Raw genomic sequence first — 21,619 nt, forward strand, 5'->3', positions numbered from 1 at the left:
TTATACCACGCCATTCTGGCCGGATAAGCCAATAAATGCAAAACGGGAACGGTCTGCCGCGTGGCAGACCGTTCCCGTTTTTATCGACTCAGGGTAAGCCTTTTCTACACCAGTGCGCCTTTCAGCAATTGCTCCAGAATCAGCCGCCCGTCGGTGTTGCCCAGCATAGAGTCAGCTGCCCGTTCGGGGTGCGGCATCATACCAAATACGTTCTTTTCCAGGTTACACACCCCGGCGATGTGGTCGACACTACCGTTGGGATTGTGAATATCTTCGCCGATGTTTCCGAACTCGTCGCAGTAGCGGAACAGCACCTGCCCGTTGTCGTTCAGTTCGTTCAGCGTATCGTTATCGACGAAATAGCGGCCGTCGCCGTGGGCGATGGGGATTTTGTAAGCGGGTTTATCAAGCCCGGCCGTCAGCAGTGCGTCGGTCGACTGGGGTTTGAGGTAGATGTTTTTGCAGACGTATTTCTGACTGGTATTACGCAGCAGCACGCCGGGTACCAGCCGTGCTTCGGCCAGAATCTGAAATCCGTTGCAGATACCCATCAGGTAACCACCGCGTTTGGCGTGGGCGATCACTTCGTTCATGATGGGGGAAAAGCGGGCTACCGCTCCTGTGCGCAGGTAATCGCCGTAGGAAAAGCCGCCGGGCAGGATGATAAAATCACAGCCCTGCAAATCGTGGTCTTTGTGCCACAGCTTAACCACCTGCTGATCCATCAGCGTCAGCGCATCAACCGCATCCTGATCGCAGTTCGAACCGGGAAAAACAACAACGCCAAACTTCATAAAGAGCGAAAGAATGAAAGAGTGAAAGAGTGAAAGAGCGAAAGAATGAGTGGCTCATGCGCTGTCTTTCGCTCTTTCGCTCTTTCATTCTTTCTCTACACGGCAAATTTACGCCTTTATTTCGAGGGATTGGCCGCTGAGCGACGCTTTTCCGCGTTCGAACGTAAGGTCGAGCCGACCGAGGTTGATACCGGCAAAGCCCACCTGATTGACCCAAACCGGGAATCCGTCGAGGTTATTGATGGCGACGGGTGCGTCGAGGAAGGTGTGCGTGTGGCCACCGATAATCAGGTCGATGTTACGCGTTTTGCCAGCCAGTACCGTATCCGAAATCGTCGGCCCTTCATATTTGTACCCCAGGTGCGACAGGCAGACGACGTAATCGCATCGCTCCTGCTGCCGGAGCTGCTGCGCCGTAGTCGTCGCTGTTTCGACGGGGTCGAGATATACCGTTTCGCGGTACGCATCTTTCGGAATCAGCCCTTCCGGTTTAATACCCAGACCAAAAACGCCCACCCGGATACCGTCTTTCTCGAACACCTTGTACGGCTTCGTGCGGCCATCCATCACCGTATTTTTAAAGTCGTAATTGGCAATCAGCATCGGGAAGGTAGCCTTGCCAAACTGCGTCACCATGTTGTCGACACCGCCATCGAAGTCGTGGTTACCCAGCGTTCCGGCGTCGTACCCCAGCCGGTTCATGGCCAGAATTTCAGGTTCGCCCTTGTACAGATTGAAATACGGCGTCCCCTGAAAAATATCGCCCGCGTCGAACAGCAGCACGTTTTTTTCCTGCTTCCGAATCTGGTCGATCAGCGTGGCCCGGCGCGCCACTCCGCCCTTTCCGGCGTTGCGCCCCCCGTCCATCGGAAACGGATCGAGCCGGCTGTGTACGTCGTTGGTGTGGAGAATTGTCAGGCGAACGGGTTGCTTGTGTACACAAGCCAGCAGGTCGGGCGTGGCCGCTCCGATTACGGCGGCAGTACCCAGCAGTTTAAGGAAATCGCGTCTAGTCGAGGCTGATACGTCCATCGGAAAGTGGGGTTATGGGTTGTCCGGTTTTGCCCTGCTGCCGGAAGTAATCGAGCAGCGCATCACGGATCAGATACGTCAGGGTTTCGCGCTTAACGGCATTCTTCAGAAAACCGGCATTATCGCCCCCGTCGGCAATGTAATCGCTCATGGCCACGGTATACAACTCGGTGGGTTGCAGCGTGCGGCCGTTGGCGAACGTCACGTCGTGGGCGTGTCCGGCGTGAACTTTAGCCCGTATGCCCCCCACCACCAGCTTGTCGCCGTTGGCAAAATGATCGAGCAGCTGTTGCAGCATATCGCCCCGGAGAGTCAGCACGACCAGCTGATTATCAAACGGCATTACCTCGAAAATCGATCCGGTGGTAATGTCGCCGTCGGGCAGGTTGTTACGAATGCCACCGTAGTTCAGGTGCGACATATCGATGGGCTTGCCGTAGCGCAACTGCGCTTCTTTTAGCAGCGCGTCGCAGAGCAGATCATTGAGGGGCGCGTCGGGTTGCCCCTTCTCGATGCGGCCAGTCGAGTGGGTCAGCACTTCGTTCATGCTGCGGTTCAGCCCCTCGCGGTAGGGTTGCAGAAAGCGGGCCACGCTGCTGTCGGCCGGAGCCGCCATCGAGTCCACCCCAATGCGCTGCGCCGTTCGATTAGTCAGATGATACCCACCGGGCTGACAGGCCGCCAATGCACCCAGCAGTAGCAGATACGCGTATTTTTTCATAAACCGTTGTAGGAATTGGGGGTTGACGGCTACTGCTTGGGTTTGCAGTAACCTTGACCGTTAAACCGCAAACGTTAAACCGAAATAAGCCTGCAAGTTCGGTAAGTCCGGGCAATGTTCCAGCGTCGACCCGATTAAGGATTTGTGGTGACCGACTGATAGCTGACGCGACGCAGGCGACCGAAGCTACCCACGCCAACCTGTACCATCAGCAAGCCCCCCGTGAGGGTTTCGTTGGTCAGGAGTGGGCTGTAGCTGATGCGCGTGCGGACAAACCACTGCCGGTTATCGATCCGGCTGCGGTTGCGCGCGTTGTCAGCAAAGGTCAGATCGAGCAGCGCGCCAACGACCGGTAGGTGATACGTCATCGCATATCCCTTGTACTGCTCGTCGAACCGGTTTTGTGGTGTAATCAGCAACTGACGATAGCCCGCAAACGGAATCAGCCGACGCCGGGCAGACTCGGCAATAACGTGTCCCAGCGCCAGGTCGAACGTTGTGGCCCGTACCGACAAACCACTTTCCCATACGTGACCGGATTGATAAACGGTGCTTTTCAGGCTGGTACGGTGCAGCCCCATGCTGGCCAGCAACATCGTTTGCCGGTACGCAATGTCCAGTCCGTAGGTCAGGCCGGGAGCGATGTTCAGCGTCTGCGTTGCCGCCCCGGCGGGGATCAGCCCCGTCAGCCCAGCCCAGATACCATAGCCCACCGCCGACTGTCGGTATACGGTTCGTAGCTCAGGCGTTTCGCTCAGTTGCCGGGCCACGCGTTGCTGCCAGTCCCGCAGGGGGATAACCTCATCGCCCCCACCCGTTTCGGCCCGAAACTGACCTACCTCACGACCCAGATCGGCGTTGGTTTCGTAGTCAAGCCGAGTCGCTTTTTCCCGGAAATGCCGGTCGGGGCGCAGGGCTACCAGCTGCGTTTTCAAGCGACGCGTATACAGTTCGACCAGATCGAACAGCACCTGATTATAATCGAGCGTCCGGTCGTTGCGGGCCGTTTCCGACACCCACGACAGATTCCGAAACATCAGGCAATAGGCATCAACGGCGGGTTGCCGACTCAGCAGCAGCGGCTGCATGTTGTAGCCCAGCTGGTAGTGAAACTCGGAGCCACCCAGCCCCCGCTGCGCCGGACCGTGAAAATCGGCCAGTTGCAACCGCCGGTCGGCCTGCCAGTGCAGCGTGTCGATAGGCGTCTGCGCGTAGGTCAGACGGGCAATCAACAGCAGCAGAACGGTCAGACTACGCATAGGAAACGGCTATCAGGCTCACTATCAGCAAATGTAACAAAAAAGCGCAGCTCCGTTTCCGAAGCTGCGCTGTGTGTCTTGAACTGTGATTTTTCTTGAACTATGATTACTACTGATTATTTGATTGCTCTGATTTTTCTTTTTTGAATCACAGTCCATCAGCGTAATCATGAAAATCACAGTTCAGAAAAAAGAAAAATCAGAGCAATCAATAAATCATAAAAATCACAGTTCAAGACAGTCACAGTTCAAGAAAAATCAAGAAAATCAGCGGTCTAGTACCGGTACATTTCCGACTTGAACGGACCTTCAACCGATACGCCGATGTAGTCGGCCTGCTCCTGCTCCAGCGGCTCCAGCTTGGCACCAACGTGGGCGAGGTGAAGGGCAGCTACTTTCTCGTCGAGTTGCTTCGGCAGTACGTACACTTTGTTTTCGTACTTCTCCGAGTTCGCCCACAGTTCAAGCTGCGCCAGCGTTTGGTTCGAGAACGAACACGACATTACGAACGAGGGGTGGCCCATGGCGCAACCCAGGTTCACTAGGCGACCTTCGGCCAGTACAATGATCTCTTTACCATCGATCTCGTACATATCAACCTGCGGCTTGATCTGATTCTTGGTGCTGCCGTAAGCCTTGTTCAGCCACGCCATGTCGATCTCGTTGTCGAAGTGACCGATGTTACAAACAACGGCCTTGTCGCGCATCGCTTTGAAGTGACGCTCCTTGATGATGTTGACGTTACCAGTCGCCGTAACAAAGATGTTGGCGCGGGTAGCGGCCTCGTCCATCGGCACGACTTCGTAGCCATCCATAGCGGCCTGAAGTGCGCAGATCGGGTCGATCTCCGTAACCAGCACGCGGCAACCCACGCCCCGCAGCGACTCAGCTGAGCCTTTGCCCACATCGCCATAACCAGCAACGACAGCCACTTTACCGGCCATCATCAGGTCGGTAGCGCGACGGATAGCATCGACCAACGACTCGCGGCAACCGTATTTGTTGTCGAATTTCGACTTTGTTACCGAGTCGTTGACGTTGATAGCGGGCAGGTGCAGCGTACCGTTCTTCATCCGCTCATACAGGCGGTGAACACCCGTCGTGGTTTCTTCCGATAGCCCTTTGATGTTCTGAATCAGTTCGGGATACACGTCGAACACCATGTTGGTCAGGTCGCCACCGTCGTCCAGAATCATGTTGAGCGGCTGACGATCTTCACCGAAGAACAGCGTCTGCTCGATGCACCAGTTGAACTCTTCTTCGTTCATGCCCTTCCACGCATAGACCGGAATACCGGCAGCGGCAATAGCAGCAGCCGCGTGATCCTGCGTCGAGAAGATGTTGCACGACGACCAGGTTACGTCGGCACCCAGTTCGACCAGCGTTTCGATCAGCACGGCGGTCTGAATGGTCATGTGCAGGCAACCGGCGACGCGCGCACCAGCCAGCGGCTTCGACGGACCGTACTCCTCCCGCAGTGCCATCAGGCCCGGCATTTCGGCTTCGGCCAGTTTGATTTCTTTGCGACCCCAATCGGCCAGCGCGATGTCTTTTACTTTGTACGGAACGTACGTTGATGTTTGCATAATCGTGGTTGTAAGCTAGACGTCCAGTCGTTGCAGCAAACCCGGCGAACAGATGGCTACCGGGCTCTTTCTTAGTAAAGTGCAAATCTACGTAAGTCCGCCAAAAAAGATGCCAGTTAAGCTGATACTTTAATTTTTTGGGAAACCCGGTAAGTCAGTCTTCGGCATTCGTTTATCGCACTGATAATCAACCCCACGATCGGTAGCGAACAGCCGGCAGATTGCCATAAATGGTGTTCGTGTGGCCTGATGACAACCGGTAGAAACGGACGGTTCGATAGCTGTCTGCCAACGGTCTGTATGCAAGCGAATAACCGGCACAAACCCACCGTTGGCCGCAATCATTTTCGCGCAATGACCCCGTTTCGTAGCTTTATCAAACGATGCCCGTCTCTCCATTACCCCGCCGGATCGCCATTCATGTGCTGGCCTGTCTGGCGTTTCTGGCGTTACCCTACGTGTTTGCCCCGCACGGCCTGACGGGACAGCTGAAACTGATCGGAACGAGTCCGCATGAGCAAACCACGCTGCTGGGCTATGTGCTGATGCTGGCGTTTCTGTATCTGAACTACTACGTACTGATTCCCCGGCTTTACTTTTCGCACCGCTACGGACTGTATACCGGGATTATGCTGCTTGGCTTTCTGGCAATAGGGTTCGTCATGACCATCCGCGACCGGCACGACTTTTTTGGCGACCCACCCCCATTTGGCGGCCAGCCATCAGCGGAGCCGGGCCGGATGTTTCCACCACCAGACGCATTTTCAAACCGGCAACCGCCCCGGCAGGAGCGGCAGGCTTATTCGCTTCCACCATCCGGCGACATGCCGAAACCCGGCTATGGATTTGAGCTGAACCAAACCCTGTTTCTGTTTCTGGTGGGGGTCTTCGTTACGCTGTCGCTGCGGGTTAGCGGACGATGGCGGCAGACGGAACAGGAACGGGTCGCTTCCGAACTGTCGTTCCTGAAAGCCCAGATCAACCCGCACTTTCTGTTCAACACGCTCAATAGCATTTACGCGCTGGCCATCGAGCAGTCTCCCCATACGGCCGATGCGGTCGTTAAGCTGTCGTCGTTCATGCGGTATGTCACGCGCGACACAGGCAACGATTGGGTACCGCTCCAGCGCGAACTCGATTACATTGAGCAATACATCGATCTGCAACGGCTGCGACTGGCCGACACGGCAACGGTATCGTACACCCGCAACGGGTCGACGGCGGGTTTGCAGATTGCGCCCCTGCTGCTGATTTCGTTCGTGGAAAACGCGTTTAAATACGGTGTCAATCCAGCCGTCGACTCGCCAATCAGGATTGCGGCTACGCTTCAGAACGATCAACTGCACCTGCATGTCGGCAACCGGAAAGTGCGGCAGGCCAGCTCGGCGGGGGAGTCGGGCGGTATTGGCTTAGCGAACACCCGCGCCCGGCTTGCCTTGCTCTACCCTGATCGGCACACGCTCACTATCACCGATCAGGCCGATACGTTTATTGTCGACCTAACTATTCAACTCGCATGATCCGCGCCATTGCCATCGACGACGAACCGCCCGCCCTTCGTATCATCACACATTTTTGCAACCTGACCGAGTCAATCGACCTGCTGCACACGTTTACCCGCACCGACGAAGCGATGCAGTTTCTGGAGCAGCATCCGGTCGATCTGCTGTTTCTCGACATCAACATGCCCGCCATGACGGGTATCGAGTTTTACCAGGCGATTCCGAACCGGGCGATGGTTATTTTCACGACGGCCTACGCCGAATACGCCGTAACGGGCTTCGACCTGAGCGCAGTCGATTACCTGCTCAAACCCTTCACCCTCGACCGCTTCCGGCAGGCCGTCGACAAGGCGGCCGAGCAACTCCGCTGGCAAAGCACCCCCGACGAACCGTCGGCCTCCCCCGAACGCTTTCTGCACGTCCGGGCTGATTACAAGCTGTACCAGATTGCCCTGAGCGACATTTTGTACGTCGAAGGACTGGACGATTACCTGAAAATCCATGTGCAGACGGGCCACCCCATCGTTGCCCGGATGACGATGAAGGCGATGCAGCAAAAACTCCCCGACACTGATTTTATCCGGGTTCACCGCTCGTTCATCGTCCCGTTCCGGCGCATCGAATCCGTCCGCAACAAAGTCATTCAACTCGCCGGTCAATCAATCCCCATCGGCGCCAGCTACGAGGCAGATTTCTTCGAACGGTTTGGCTGACGATGTACGGTATACAGTTTTCAGTTTTCGGCATACTCGTGTTGGCTAGTTACGTTATCCCCGGCAGCATCCTGCTGTCGGAGCCGCGCTAGCGGCTGATAGGGTCCGTACCATTTAGCCTGACGGCTCCGACAGCAGGATGCTGCCGTGGACAACGTAATCGACCGGTTCATGTAGTGTACAGTCTGGACTTGTGCCTCAACCATCGCTGACACGACCGCCGAAAACCGAAAATCGTAAACAGAAAACTTACTTCTTTTCCGCCGTTTCTTTCTTGGCCAGCGTCACCGTTTTGGGGTCGACCGTAATTTCCGTTAGGCGTTTGGCGACGTCGGCGGCCATCGACTCCTGATAGCGGCCACCCAGCTGAGCCGCCAGAAATTTCTCGGCAGCTGCCAGCATCGCCATGTTGTTGACGGGCCGGGCGAAACCGTGGCCTTCATCGGGCGCGCAGATGTACTGCACCGGGTAGTTGCGGTCGCGCAGGGCAACCACGATCTGGTCAGACTCCGCTTTGTTGACGCGCGGGTCGTTGGCCCCCTGCACCACCATCAACGGTGTCTTGATCTTACTGGCTGAGTTCAGCGGAGACTGCCGTTCGAGTTGCGCCTTACCTTCGGGCGTGTTGGGGTCGCCCATGCGCTCATAGAACTGCTTACGACCCGCTTCCCAGTACGGCGGAATCGACTTGAGCAGCGTAATCAGGTTCGACGGGGCGACGATAGCCACCGCAGCCGCGTACAGGTCGGGTGTAAATGTTACGCCGGCCAGCGTTGCGTAGCCGCCGTACGAGCCGCCCATGATGCCCACCCGCTTCGGATCGGCAATACCCTGACTGACGAGGTATTTCACACCCCACGTAATGTCATCCTGCATTTTGTCGCCCCACTGCTTGTTGCCTGCGTTCAGGAATGCTTTGCCGTAGCCGGTCGATGCGCGGAAGTTGGGCGACAGCACGGCGTAGCCCCGGTTGGCCAAAAACTGATGATAGGCATTATAGCCGTACTCATCCCGCGCCCACGGACCACCGTGCGGAAATATGATGACGGGCAGATTCTTCGCCGGAACGCCTTTGGGCAGCGTCAGGTAGGCCGGAATTTCCAGCCCGTCCGACGATTTATAACGAACCACCGTCATCGGTGCCAGATCGGCAACGGGCAGTTTCGGGCGGGGGCGGTACTGGAGCGTAAACTGTTTGGTTTTGCGGTCGAACAGGTAAACCGCGCCGGGGTCGGTAGCACTGGTAGCCGAGATCAACCACAACTGCTCGTCATCGGTCGATGACGTCGGGTACAGGTCGGCACCGGGCAACTTGGCCTGCATCATAGCGAAATCTTTTTCGTACGACTTGTCTTTCCAGCTACGACGCAAGCGGTCGTCGGTGTAGGCGGTGAAGATCGGCTCGTGGGTCACTTCAGACAGAGCAAGCTCGCCGAAGTCGACGCGCTTCTGCGGGTCCATCTCGACGAGTTCTTCCTTGCCGGTTGCCGGGTCGAACAACAGCAATTGGGTCAGATCGCGGTTACCCTTGTTACTCACCAGATACGCCCGTTTGTTGTCTTTCTGAAAACCCGCCACGTAGCTGTTTTCTTCGAGCGTAGTGCTGTAGATTTTCACCAGCGAATCGCCGTCGACGCGCAGCAGTTCGGTACTGCCATCCTGTGGCGACCGGCTGGCCATCCGCAGCTTGTCGTTCCAGTCGAAATTCCAGCCTAAGATCCGGTCGGTGTTTTTGCGGAGCAGCGTTTTTTCGCCGGTTGCGAGGTTTAGTTTGTACAGATCGTGCCACGCTTTATCGCGGTCGTTCAGGCCGATGTAGAGCGCGTTGGGGTCGGTTTTAGGTACATTGTAAATGGCCACGCGAACACCTTTAAGCTGCGTCAGGTCGCGGGCGGTGGGCACGTCCTGCCCCGGCTTCAGTATCTCGGCTGGGTTGACGGCGTAGACGTTGAAATTCTCGTCGCCCCCCTTATCCTGCGAGTACAGCAGGTACTTCCCGTCGCGCGACCAGAAGTAGCCGCGAACGGGCCGGGTCGTATCGGCGGTCATGGGTTTAGCCGCATCGAAGGGTTCGGCTGTTTTCTTGACCCAGATATTTCGGGTGCCTTTGTAGGGCTTGATGAACGACATGAATTTGCCGTCGGGGGAGAGTTTCGCGCCCGAAATTTCGGGGTCGCCGAAGATCAGTTGCCGGTCGATGAGAGCCGGTTGCTGGGCCTGCATAGTCATGGGTAGCAGCAGCCCGACGATCACCATCAGTCGGTAAATCAGAGCGTTCATAGGGAGATTGGTTTGGTTTTACACGAAGCTAAAAAAGCCGTTGATACAGTGTACAAATTCCTGTATCAGGGGCTTATAAGACTGCTTAGGTGGTATGTAATCCGCACCGGTCTGCGACAAAAGTAGCCTGACGATACGTGTAGCCTGGACCGCACCGGCGGACCGGTCCAGGCTACGTGGTACCAGGCTACACGCTACACCAACTTAAATACCCAGACGGGTTGCTTCGCCAGTTGCTGCCGGACTTTTTCGGGAATAACGACGCTAACGCCGTCGGCGGTTTTGGTCGTTTTCAGGGCTTGCTTCACACCCAGAACTGTGATCGTTTTCGCCGATTTAGGCAACGTCAGTTTGGCGGGGAGCATCGTCTCGGTTTCCGTTGGCAGGTACGACACGTACGACGCGCCGTTGCCCGACGTGAAGGCCCATTGACCCTGCCGGTACGGTGCCATCGGCTTGGTGCCGTAAATCGACTCGCCGTTGACGGCGATCCAACTGCCGATTTCTTTCAGTCGCGAATACGCTTCTTCGTGCCATTCGCCATCCGGGCCGGGCGCGATGTTGAGCAGCAGGTTCCCGTTTTTAGCAACGATATCGACCAGCGTCTGAATCAGTTTACGAGCGGGTTTGAAATTTTCTTTCGGAATGTACGACCAGCTATCGCCCATCGTCATGCATGACTCCCAGGGTATGGGCAGGTACTTGTCGGGGATGGTCTGTTCGGGGGTCGCGTAGTTCTCGAATTCGCCCTCCACCGTCCGGTCGACGACGAGCAGGCCGGGTTGGTTCTTACGACCCATTGCCGCAATCCGGGCCATGTCGATGTCCTGATCGAAGGGAATGGTTTTCTGCCAGCTGATCGTGGTGTCGATGGTGCTAAACGGACGCACCCAGCCGCCGTCGAGCCAGAGAATGTCGACTTTGCCGTAGCCCGTCATCAGCTCCTGAATCTGGTTGTAGGTGAAGTCCTTAAACTTCGTCCACATCTCCGGGTGCTTCTTCGGGTCGTAGTTGACATTGCGATCCTTGGGCGGGAAGTACGGCCACCAGTACGAATCGGTGTGCCAGTCGGGCTTGGAGAAGTACGTGCCGACCATGAAATTCTGCTTGCGGAAGGCGTCCAGAATCTCTTTGGTGACGTTACTGCGCGGATTGGTCGAGAAGGGTGTTTTGGCGTCGGTGATTTTGTAGTCGGTCTGTTTAGTGTCGAACATGCAGAAGCCGTCGTGGTGCTTGGTCGTGAAGATCATGTACTTCATACCGGCACTTTTAGCCGCTTCGGCCCAGCGTTCGGGCGCAAACTTCACGGGGTTGAAGGTCGTTTGAAGCCCTTCGTAACCCTTCTTGTACTCGAAATAATTGACCGCCGTCGGGCCTTTGCGTTCGCACCAGCCTTCATCCTCCGGGCAGAGCGACCACGATTCCACGATGCCGCGTTCGCTGTAGGTACCCCAGTGCATGAGCAGGCCGAATTTGGTATCCTGCCACTGACTCAATTTCTGTTTCACGGCCGGATCAGTGGGGGCCATGTAATGACTGTTGTTCTGTTCGGAATGCTGCTGCGCCGATGCGCCGATGGCCAGCGTCAGGCCAATAGCGGTAAGCCAGTGGGCGTGTTTCATATGGGTTGTATGACAAGTTAGACCAGCAAAGGTAAATCAGAAGAAACAGGAAAGGCGCGAGAAAAAAGGGGGCTTACCGATAGTTCTATCTTTCTGCTTCTGTCTTTCCTCTTTCTTGCCCCGCATCGGTTAGCTTTGTGGGAAACCGGCTCCAACAACAATGGACCCAAAAGGTTTAAAGCCGATTAAAAAATATACCGCTTCCCTAGACAGTTGGCGCGATTTTGGCCGTTTAAGGATAGTCATCGCCTGTCAAAGCCCTGGCCAGAATCAGCACGTTTAGTCAATGACCCACCCCTACTTCGTTTGTAATTCTCTGACCATTAATCACTTCACCCCTGGTCGGGCGAAGTGGACGCTGGCCAGCAAACGACTGCTATTGTTGTTGATCGGCCTGCTTATCGGTGCGGGAACGGGTCTGGCGCAGACGCCACCCGCCCGCCGGGGAGCCGCCGGGCGTCGGCAACAGGCGCTGACGGATTCGGCCCGCGCCGATGCCCGCCGTCGCGCCCAGTTCCGGGCCGATTCTATCAAACAGGTCAACCAGAACCGCACCGACAGCCTGCGCGCCCTGCGTTCGGCCAACCGCCGACCAACCGTCAACTGGCCCGACCGCCGGGCGACCCGCTTCTCTGACCGACCCTCACGCTCGCCCTTTATCCTGCGTGACCCTAAAGGCGTTTCGACCGACTTCCTGCTCAGCCCCGACGGGCGCGTGGGCGTATCGGAGCGTGTTCGGTCGGGCGTGTCGCTGTCAGGTACGCCCATGCAAAACAACGTGCAGGGGCAAACCAACGGTGTATCGCCGGGCACATCCATGCCGGGCACATCCATGCCGGGCGTCGCTACGCCGGGCAGCGGGACCGCACCTGTTGTGACGCCCGGTACGCTGCCACCGGGCGAACCGCTGCCGGGGGTCGTGCTGCCGCCGTCGCAGTTCGGTATGCCCTTCCGCCCTTCGGAAACAATTCCGTTTTCGACCTACAATCAGCTGCAAAACGACCGGGTACAACGGAGCATCTGGCGTGAATACGGTGCCAGCAGCGATGGGCAGAACGCCCTGACGGGTCGGGGCCTGTTTCCTAAACTCGAACTGCCCCCACTGGTCGACCGGTTGTTTGGCGGCAGCACCGTCGATTTCAAGCCCAACGGCTTCGTTACGCTCGATTTCGGCTACCTCTACCAGTTTATCGACAACCCCGTGATTCCGGTGCGACAGCGTCGGAACGGTAACTTCCTGTTCAACGAGCAGATCAGCATCAACTTCAACGGCAAAATCGGTGAACGGCTGGGCATACTGGCCAACTTCGACACCAAAGCGGCCTTTAACTTCGAGAATGCGCTGAAGGTCAACTACCGGCCCGGTGGCGGCTTGCCCGCTCTGGGAACCGGCGGGTTACCGGGCGTTCCCAACCTGCCCACCGCCCCTACCCTGCCCGGTATGAACGGACAACTACCGACGCCGGGCCAGTTTCAGCCGCAGAACGAAAGCATCATTCAGGGACTGGAAGTGGGCAACATCAGCTGGGCCGTCAACAGTCAGCTGATTCCGGGGGTGCAGAACCTGTTTGGGGTGAAAACACAGCTGCGCTTCGGCAAACTCAACGCCACGGTCGTCGCGTCGCAGCAGCGGTCACGCAAGAGCGAGATCGTCATTCGGGGCGGCACCTCGAACCGGCCGTTTGAAATTCGGGCCGATCAATACGACGAAAACCGGCACTTCTTCCTGTCGCAGTTTTTCCGCAGCAACTACGAACGGTCGCTGAAAACGCTGCCGCAGGTAACGTCGGGCGTAAACGTAACGCGGGTAGAGGTGTACGTGACTAACCGAACCAACACCACCGAAACGCTGCGCAACATCGTCGGTTTTCAGGACCTCGGGGAAGGCAATCCGTATAACACGGCCAACCCCAACCTGCAACCGATCAACACCCGGTCGGTGGCCGCCAACGAAGCCAACGGCCTGTACGCCAAGCTGACCAACAATACCAACGCCCCCTTCCGGCAGGTCGATCAGACGACGGAAGCCCTGACGACAAATTTTGGTCTGACGAAAGGTACTGACTTCGATTTTCTGCGCGGAGCCAAACGCCTGACCGACCGTGATTTTAAACTCCAGCCCGAACTCGGTTATATCTCGCTCATCACCCCGTTGCGCAACGACGAAGTGCTGGCTGTAGCCTTCGAGTACACCTATCAGGGTCGGCGCTACAAAGTCGGTGAGCTGACCGAAGATTACCAGTCGCGCCCGGTCGATCAGGTGTTGGTGTTGAAGCTGCTGAAATCGGCCACGCTGCGCAACAACCTGCAACTGCCGATGTGGAACCTGATGATGAAAAACATCTATTCCATCAACACGGGGCAGATTTCGCGGCAGGGTTTCCAGCTGCGCGTGATCTACAAAGACGACCTGACGGGTATCGACAACCCCAACTTGCAGGAGGGCGTGCTGATTCAGAACAAGCCACTGATTCGGGTATTCGGCCTCGACCGGCTCAACCAGCAACTCGACGCGCAGCCCGACGGTAACTTCGACTACGTCGAGAACATCACCATCAACAGTACGCTCGGCAAGGTTATTTTCCCGGTGCTCGAACCGTTTGGGTCGTACCTGAACGCGCAGTTTACCAACGGTGAAGAAAACCTGCGGGCCAAGTACGTATTCAGCCAGTTGTACCGCACGACACTGGCCGACGCCCAGCAGATTGCCGACAAAAACAAGTTTTTCCTGAAAGGCGCGTTTCAGTCGGGCAACGGGGCCGAAGTGCAGCTACCCTACGGTGTCAACGAGCAGTCGATCACCGTCACGGCGGGGGGTGTTCCGCTGGCACCGGGAGCCGATTACGTCTTTGAAAGTCAGACGGGACGGCTGCGGATCATCAACGAAAGCGTGACCAACTCCGGCCGCGAAATCCGCATTGGCTACGAACAGCCCGACCTGTTTCAGAACCAGATCAGAACCCTGATCGGTACGCGACTCGACTACGCCATCAGCCGCGACATCAGCATCGGCTTGACGGCCATGCACATGAAGGAAACCCCCGCCGGGTTCCTGACCCGTGTGGCGCTGGGCAATGAGCCGGTCAACAACACGATTCTGGGCATCAACGCCAACATCCGCAAAGACCTGCCCGGCCTGACCCGCCTGCTCGACAAGCTGCCCAACGTGCAGACCAAAGAGATGTCGACGATTCAGGCGACGGGCGAAGTGGCGCAGCTGCTGCCGGGCACCAACCAACGCGCCCGCAACGAAAGCTATCTCGACGATTTTGAGGCCGCCCGCACCATCTTCGACCTGACGCGCCAGCCCACGCGGTGGCGGCTGGGCAGCACCCCGCAGCAGTTTTCGCAGGGTTCGTTCCAGAACCCGCTCGAATCGGCCTACAACCGCGCCCGGATGTCGGTTTACTCTGTCGACCCGTCGTTGTACACGCCCGGTCAGGTGGGGGTAGCCTCCAACATCGACCCCGACGAAGTAAACAAGTACGCTTACGAACGCTACTTCCTGCCGCAGGATCTGTTTCCCGGCCGGTCGGTGCGGGTGGTGAACCTGCCCGAAAGTATTCTCGACGTGTCGTACTTTCCCTCGGAGCGGGGCATGTACAATTACAACCCCAACCTGCGCAGCGACGGTACGCTTAACAACGACCCGCGCCAGAACTTCGGCGCGGTAACGCGGGCTATCGCGTCGGACATCGACTTCGACAACGCCAACATCGAGAACCTGACGTTCTGGCTGATGGACCCCTTCGTGCAGAATGAAGCGGGTAAAATCCGGTGGAGTGCCGACCCCAGTAAGAACGTTAATAACGACACGGGGGGCAAGTTGGTCTTCAACCTCGGCGACGTGTCGGAGGACGTGATGAAAGACAGCCGGTACGAGTTTGAAAACGGTTACCCCATCGACAGTACAAACAACGATCCGCGTATCAACGGCGGCACCGACAATACCGCCTGGGGCCGGGCGCCACGTCAGCAGTTCGTTACGAACGCCTTTCAAAGTGGTGGCCGCGATCAGCAGGACATCGGCCTCGACGGATTGGGCAGCCGCGTGAGCAACGGCGAACAGCAGAAATTCAGCGACTACCTCAATCAGGTGCGGTCGCGGGTTACCGACCCGAACGCCCTGTCGGCTATTCTGAACGACCCATCGGGCGACGATTTCAAGTTTTACCTGGGTGAAGAAGCCGACCGGGAGCGGTACATCGTGGCGCGCTATAAGCAGTTCATGGGCATGGAAAACAACTCGCCCGAAAACACCACGACCAACCAGTTCCTGACACCGGCGTCGACCACGCTGCCCGACATCGAAGACCTTAATATCGACAACACCATCAATGACACCGAAGCCTATTACGAGTACGAACTGGGCCTGCAACCTGGTCAGTTAGACATAGGTAAAGGATATATCGTCGATAAGGTAACAGTGAAACCAGCCGTGCAGGGTGGCGAACCCGTTACCTGGTATCAGTTCCGTATTCCGATCCGCGAATACCTGCGCAAGGTGGGCAACATCAACGGCTTCAAGTCGATCCGGTTCATGCGGATGTACCTGACGGGTTTTTCTCAGCCGGTCGTACTACGCTTTGCCCAGTTGCAGATGGAAGCCAACCAGTACCGCAAGTACACCGGCGACCTGAATCAGCGTGGCTTGCAGGAAGTACCCGAACCCTACGACGCCCAGTTTACGGTGTCGACGGTCAACGTGGAAGAAAACAGTGACACTACAACTACACAGAACCAAACCAAGTACACCTACACCGTACCGCCGGGCTACGTCCGCGACCGCGACTATACGCAGGTGAACACGGTGGAGCTGAACGAGCAGTCGATGCGGATGAGCGTGACCAACCTGCGCGACGGTGACTCGCGGGGGGCCTTCCGCAACACCAATTTCAACCTGCTGTTCCGGCAGTCGCTGCGCATGTTTATTCACATGCACAACCCTAATAACACCAGCGGCAATGTCTCGGCGTTTGTGCGGCTCGGTACCGACTATACCGACAACTACTACGAGATCGAAGTACCGAATCTACAGGCCACCCGCGACGGGGTGACGGGCGATATCAACGACGAGAATTTCCGGTTGCAGGTGTGGCCTGAAGCCAACAACCTCGACATTTCGTTTGAGGAACTGGTCAACCTGAAAGCCCAGCGCAACCTGCAACTAACCCGCCGGACCGGTCTGCCGTTTTCGGCGCAGTCGGCCAATGGCCGGTACGTAATTACGGTCGTGGGTAACCCCGACCTGAGTGCGGTGCAGTCGGTGATGATCGGGATGCGTAACCCGAAGCAGGCCAACGACGGCGAACGGGCCGAGACGTTCACGCTGTGGGTCGATGAGATGCGCGCCTACGGCTACGATCAGCACGCGGGTATGGCCGCCATTGCCGCCGTCAACATGAAGCTGGCCGACCTCGGTACGCTCACGGCTTCGGGCCGGATTCAGACGTTTGGTTTTGGCGGTGTGCAGACCCGTATCGGCGACCGCGCCCTCGAAACCACCACCGAGTTCAGCGTGGCCTCGGCCCTGTCGGTGGGCAAGTTTCTGCCGGCTAAGTGGGGGCTACAGATTCCCCTGTATCTCAACTACGACCACCGCAACATAACGCCCCACTTCGACCCGCTCGACCCCGACGTACCGCTGACGACCTCGCTCTCGACACGGCCCGAATCAGACCGGGGGGCGTACAATATGCTGGTGCAGGACAACACCACCCGGCGCGGCTACAACTTCTCCAACGTGCGGAAGATCAAGACAAACCCCAATGCCAAAGCGCACTTCTGGGATGTCGAAAACTTCGCCCTGACCTACGCCTTCAACGACGTCAAACGCACCAACATTCTGACGCAGGAGTACATTCAGCAGCAGAACCGGGGTGGGTTGTCGTACACCTTCGCGGGGCAGCCCAAGACGTTCGAGCCGTTCCGCAACAAAGCGTCGTTCGAAGCCCCGTACCTGCGCTGGCTCAAGGATTTCAACCTGACGCCCCTGCCCTCGCTGGTGTCGCTGCGCACTGATCTGGACCGGAGTTTCATCAAAACGCAGCTCCGTAATTCCGACCTGACGACGGACAATATTCTGCCACAATACGAAAAATACTTCCTGTTCAACCGCTACTACGACCTGACCTGGAACCTGACACGCAGCCTGATCGTGACGTACCACGCCCAGGCCAACGCCATCATCGATGAACCGGCGGGCGACATTAATACCCAGGCCAAGCGCGACTCGATGCTGAGTAGTCTGCGACGCTTCGGACGGCTGAAAAACTACGTGCAGGACATCCGGGCTACCTACCGCCTGCCACTCGACAAGATTCCGCTGCTCGACTGGATGGCGGCCGACGCCGTCTACGCGATGGGCTATCAGTTTCAGGCCAACTCCTACGGTATTGCCGATTCGCTCAACGTGCCGTTTGGCAATATTCTGCGCAACAACCGCGAACGGGGCATTACCGGCCGTGTCGACCTAATCCGGCTGTACAACAAAATCCGGTACCTGCGCTTCGCCAACACCCCCGCACCAATCCGGAAAAACTTCGCCCGCAACCCCGGCGACATCGAAGAGATTGAACGGGGCGAAAGCAAAATCCTGAAAAACTTCACCCGCGCCCTGCTCACTGTTCGCGGCATCAACTTCTCGTATACGGTGCAGGAGTCGACCATTCTGCCGGGCTTCCTGCCGACGCCCCGCTTCTTCGGCCTTGACCGCAACGGCGCGCCGGGCCTGGGCTTCGTGCTGGGTGGACAGGACCGGAGCATCGCCTACAAAGCGGCTGATAAAGGCTGGCTGTCGCCGAGTACGGTGCAGAACACGGCGTTTCAGCAGAACCTGTCGCGCAACTTCAATGCCCGCACCACGCTGGAGCCGTTCAAGGATTTCCGGATGCAGGTTGAATGGCGGCTGACCCGCACCGACGCGTACCAGGAATATTTCCGGCCAGCGTCGATCGGTGGGCCATTCGAAACGCAGACGCCAGTACGCAACGGGCAGTTTTCGATGTCGTTCTGGTCGTTCCGTACCGCCTTCACCGGCCTGCGCGACAACAACACCTCGCCCATTTTCGACCGCTTCGCTGAATACCGTCAATACTTCCTCGACCGGCTGGCGACCACCAACCCCGACACACGCGGACGGTATGACAAGAACTCGCAGGACGTGCTGATTCCGGCATTTTTCGCGGCCTACAGTGGTCAGCCGAAAGAGAAAGCGCAGTTGTCGCCGTTCTACAGTTTCCCGCTGCCCAACTGGCGCGTCGACTACAACGGGCTGTCGGGGCTGTCGCTGATTCGCAACAAGTTCAGCGCATTCACCATCACGCACAGCTACACGTCGAACTACAGCGTGGGTAACTTCATCTCGAACCTCGACTACGGCGCGGCCTTCGTAAACCTGTCGGTGCAGGGCTACCCACTGGCGTCGGCGGTTAATCAGCTCGGTCAGTATGTGCCGGTGTTTGCGATGAGCACGATCACGATGTCGGAGAAATTTGCGCCGATGCTGGGTGTGCAGTTCCAAACCAAGAGCCGGGTGAGTGGGCGGCTCGAATACAACCAAAGCCGCGACGTGGCGCTGAACCTTTCCAACGCGCAGGTGGCCGAACTGACCAACAAAGACCTGACGGCGTCGATCGGATTTACGAAGCAGAACATTCGCGTTCCGTTCCGCATTAACGGGGCTTACAAGAAACTGAAAAACGACCTGACGTTCTCGATGAACCTGACGCTGCGCGACACCCGCGCCATTCAGCGCAAACTCGACGCGGAGCAGACAATTACGGCCGGTAACGTCAATTTCCAGCTGCGCCCACAGGTCAGCTACATCGTCAGCCGTCGACTAAACCTGAACTTCTACTTCGACCGCACCTTCAACGATCCGCTCGTATCGAACTCGTTCCGCCGGGCCACCACCGCCGGTGGTATTCAGGTCAAATTCAACCTGGCTGAATAGCGCAGCCGGGTAGCGCCGTGTAGCCTGGCCGCGACAGCGGCCTAAAAGCTGCCGCCTGAATAGTTGCCCTAACGGGCACCCGGACCTGGAGGTCCAGTCTACACGCTCTTGGCCGCATAACGATTCATCAACTCTTCGGCTGGAATGAGCAACTCGAAGCGGGTTCCGTTACGGCCATCGACATGAATTTCACCGTTGAGTTGTTTGCTTAACGACGCAATTAGCCGGTGCCCGAACGAGTTGCCCCGCCCCCACTGCTGCGTGTCGATACCCGGCCCGTTGTCCTGCACGATAAGCTGGAGTGGCGTGTGGGGTTCGTCCGTCGCGGGGCTGTCGACGGGTGGCCCGAACCGGATAAACAGGTACGGTTTATCGACGCTGTGGTACGCGTATTTGAAGGCATTCGTCAGCAGTTCGTTGAGGATCAACCCAATCGGCACCGCTACGTCGACATCGAGTTGGAGCGGCATTACGTCGATGTCGAGGTCAATATCGGCCGGCGCAAAATTGTAGGCACGCATCAGTTCGTGAGCCAGCTCCCGGATGTATTCCTGCATATTCAGGCGACTTACGTTATCGCTCTGGTACAGCCGGTGGTGAATCATCGCCATGGCTTCGACGCGCAATTGTCCATCGAGTACGGCCTGCGCGGCCACCTTATCCTGCAACCGGTTCGACTGAAGCCGCAGCAGGCTGGAGATGATGCTGAGGTTGTTTTTGACCCGGTGATGCAATTCCTGCATCAGCGTTTTCAACTGATCGGTCTGCTGGCTGATTTGTACATTGTTGGCCGAAATCGTCCGGTTGGTGTCAGCTAGTCGAGCATTGGTACGTTGGATGATTCTGTATTGCCAGAATAGCAGCCCCAGCAGTATCATCAGCCCCGACGCTCCCCCAATCAGCCACAAAAGCTGGTTGCGCTGCCGCTCGTTGTCAGTGGCCAGTTGCCCGATCTGAGCCTGCTTCTTTGCCGTCTGGTAGCGGGTTTCAACTTCGATCAGTTGCCGACTTTTCTCCAGCGTCAGGAGACTGTCGCTGAAGGTTATGTACTGCCGATGATATGCCAACGCCTGTTTGTAATTGCCCTCATACTCGGCAATGCGCGTCAGAACGTCGTACGCTTCTTTCTGCATCGTGAGGGCTTCGCCCGATTTTGGAGCCAGCGCCAGGGCCAGCCGGGCATACGTAGCCGCTTCGGCCGGGCGATTCAACAGCAGCAGTGTATTGGGCAGATTGGCATATACGGCTCCTTCAACGGCTTGCTCGTTGGCTTTCTTAGCCCAGGCCAGACAGACCCGCAGGGCACTTTCCGACTCAGCAAGCCGACCGGCGTTTTTGAGGGTAATAGCCCGGTTGAGCAGTAGCACATGGTAGCCCCAGTCTTCGTTGATTTGCTTATACAGCCGGAGCGCTTTTTCACTGTAGGCCAGCGATTGGGAACGATGGCGGGCGTTGTCGTAGTAGTTCGCCATGTTCGACAGTGCATCAGCCTCCGCCCCGACCAGCTTGTATTGCTGCGCTTCGGCCAGCCCCGCCCGGTAATAGTTACCCCGGTTGGTGTCGTCGTTGACGCGCTCATAAACGTGTCCGATCATAACCAGCAGGTTCGATACCTGCCCGTGATTACCGGCCTGCCGATGCAGGGCAATGGCCCGCTGAAAATAGTCCAGCGCTTTCGGAAATTCGCTCCGCTGCTTGGCCAGATACCCCATCGACCGGTACACGTTCCCCAGCACAGCGGGCTTACCATTTTTAGTAGCCAGCCGCAGCGCGTATTGCAGTACTGAATCAGCCGCGTCGAACTGCCCCCTGTCAACGAACTTGTCGGTGGCAGTCCGGCAGATTTTTATCTGTACCGTATCGGGTTTCTGCCCAATAGAATCAATGACTACCCGCGCCGATTGCGCCCGCAGTGACGTATAGGCAGTAACCAGCATTAACAGTGTTGATAGAAGTCGCGTCATGAATCGGGGGAAAGCTTAAAACTATTCAAATCCTGACAACAACGTATGAAGAAATACTAAATAACAAAAACCATGTATGTGAAGCGCATAAATTTGGCTGTCAATGAGTTATGTTTTTACCGACCAGCAGAAATAGTAGTTAGCCCATCCGCTATGCTGCCTGTCGCTGATGACGCAACGAATATGCACAGG

The 21,619-nt window shown here is 57.2% G+C and carries 11 protein-coding genes; 3 read left to right on the forward strand and 8 right to left on the reverse strand.

All coding sequences use genetic code 11. From position 1 onward, the window contains the following. Positions 1-104 precede the first annotated feature (104 nt). The 5 genes from purQ to ahcY all read right to left on the reverse strand — a co-directional run bounded on the left by purQ (position 105) and on the right by ahcY (position 5,392). Entirely contained in the window at positions 105-794 is a 690-nt protein-coding gene (purQ, locus tag HH216_RS01960) for a phosphoribosylformylglycinamidine synthase subunit PurQ (protein ID WP_169549263.1), read from the reverse strand. A 108-nt stretch (positions 795-902) separates the two neighbouring features. Then, positions 903-1,826, reverse strand: coding sequence for a bifunctional metallophosphatase/5'-nucleotidase (locus HH216_RS01965; RefSeq protein WP_169549264.1), 924 nt, complete (start codon positions 1,824-1,826; stop codon positions 903-905). Continuing rightward, positions 1,804-2,547: a 5'-nucleotidase C-terminal domain-containing protein gene (locus HH216_RS01970; protein ID WP_169549265.1), complete on the reverse strand. Its 744-nt coding sequence runs from the start codon at positions 2,545-2,547 to the stop codon at positions 1,804-1,806. The genes HH216_RS01965 and HH216_RS01970 overlap by 23 nt, the downstream gene beginning before the upstream one ends. Before the next feature lie 134 nt (positions 2,548-2,681). Further along, a complete protein-coding gene (locus tag HH216_RS01975) occupies positions 2,682-3,806 on the reverse strand; it encodes a hypothetical protein (protein ID WP_169549266.1) in 1,125 nt (374 codons plus the stop codon). A 275-nt stretch (positions 3,807-4,081) separates the two neighbouring features. Beyond that, on the reverse strand, positions 4,082-5,392 hold the full coding sequence (gene ahcY / locus HH216_RS01980; protein ID WP_169549267.1) for an adenosylhomocysteinase: 1,311 nt from the start codon (positions 5,390-5,392) through the stop codon (positions 4,082-4,084). A gap of 383 nt (positions 5,393-5,775) precedes the next feature. Between ahcY and HH216_RS01985 the strand changes: the two genes are divergently transcribed. Then, a complete protein-coding gene (locus HH216_RS01985) occupies positions 5,776-6,912 on the forward strand; it encodes a sensor histidine kinase (RefSeq protein WP_169549268.1) in 1,137 nt (378 codons plus the stop codon). Continuing rightward, positions 6,909-7,607, forward strand: a complete 699-nt coding sequence (locus HH216_RS01990) for a LytR/AlgR family response regulator transcription factor (protein ID WP_169549269.1) — start codon at positions 6,909-6,911, stop codon at positions 7,605-7,607. Before HH216_RS01985 ends, HH216_RS01990 begins: the two co-directional genes overlap by 4 nt. A 249-nt stretch (positions 7,608-7,856) precedes the next feature. On the opposite strand, the gene HH216_RS01995 is transcribed toward HH216_RS01990, so the two are convergent. Beyond that, entirely contained in the window at positions 7,857-9,887 is a 2,031-nt protein-coding gene (locus HH216_RS01995) for a S9 family peptidase (protein WP_169549270.1), read from the reverse strand. A 194-nt stretch (positions 9,888-10,081) separates the two neighbouring features. After that, a complete protein-coding gene (locus HH216_RS02000; RefSeq protein ID WP_169549271.1) occupies positions 10,082-11,509 on the reverse strand; it encodes an alpha-L-fucosidase in 1,428 nt (475 codons plus the stop codon). A gap of 286 nt (positions 11,510-11,795) precedes the next feature. Between HH216_RS02000 and sov the strand changes: the two genes are divergently transcribed. Beyond that, complete coding sequence (gene sov, locus HH216_RS02005; protein ID WP_169549272.1) at positions 11,796-19,463, forward strand: T9SS outer membrane translocon Sov/SprA; 7,668 nt, start codon at positions 11,796-11,798, stop codon at positions 19,461-19,463. Positions 19,464-19,561: 98 nt separating this feature from the next. Here the strand turns inward: sov and HH216_RS02010 are convergent, their stop codons facing one another. Then, on the reverse strand, positions 19,562-21,400 hold the full coding sequence (locus HH216_RS02010) for a sensor histidine kinase (RefSeq protein WP_169549273.1): 1,839 nt from the start codon (positions 21,398-21,400) through the stop codon (positions 19,562-19,564). Positions 21,401-21,619 lie beyond the last annotated feature (219 nt).

Origin of the sequence: Spirosoma rhododendri, from assembly GCF_012849055.1 — a bacterium.
In the GTDB taxonomy this organism is placed as follows: domain Bacteria; phylum Bacteroidota; class Bacteroidia; order Cytophagales; family Spirosomataceae; genus Spirosoma; species Spirosoma rhododendri.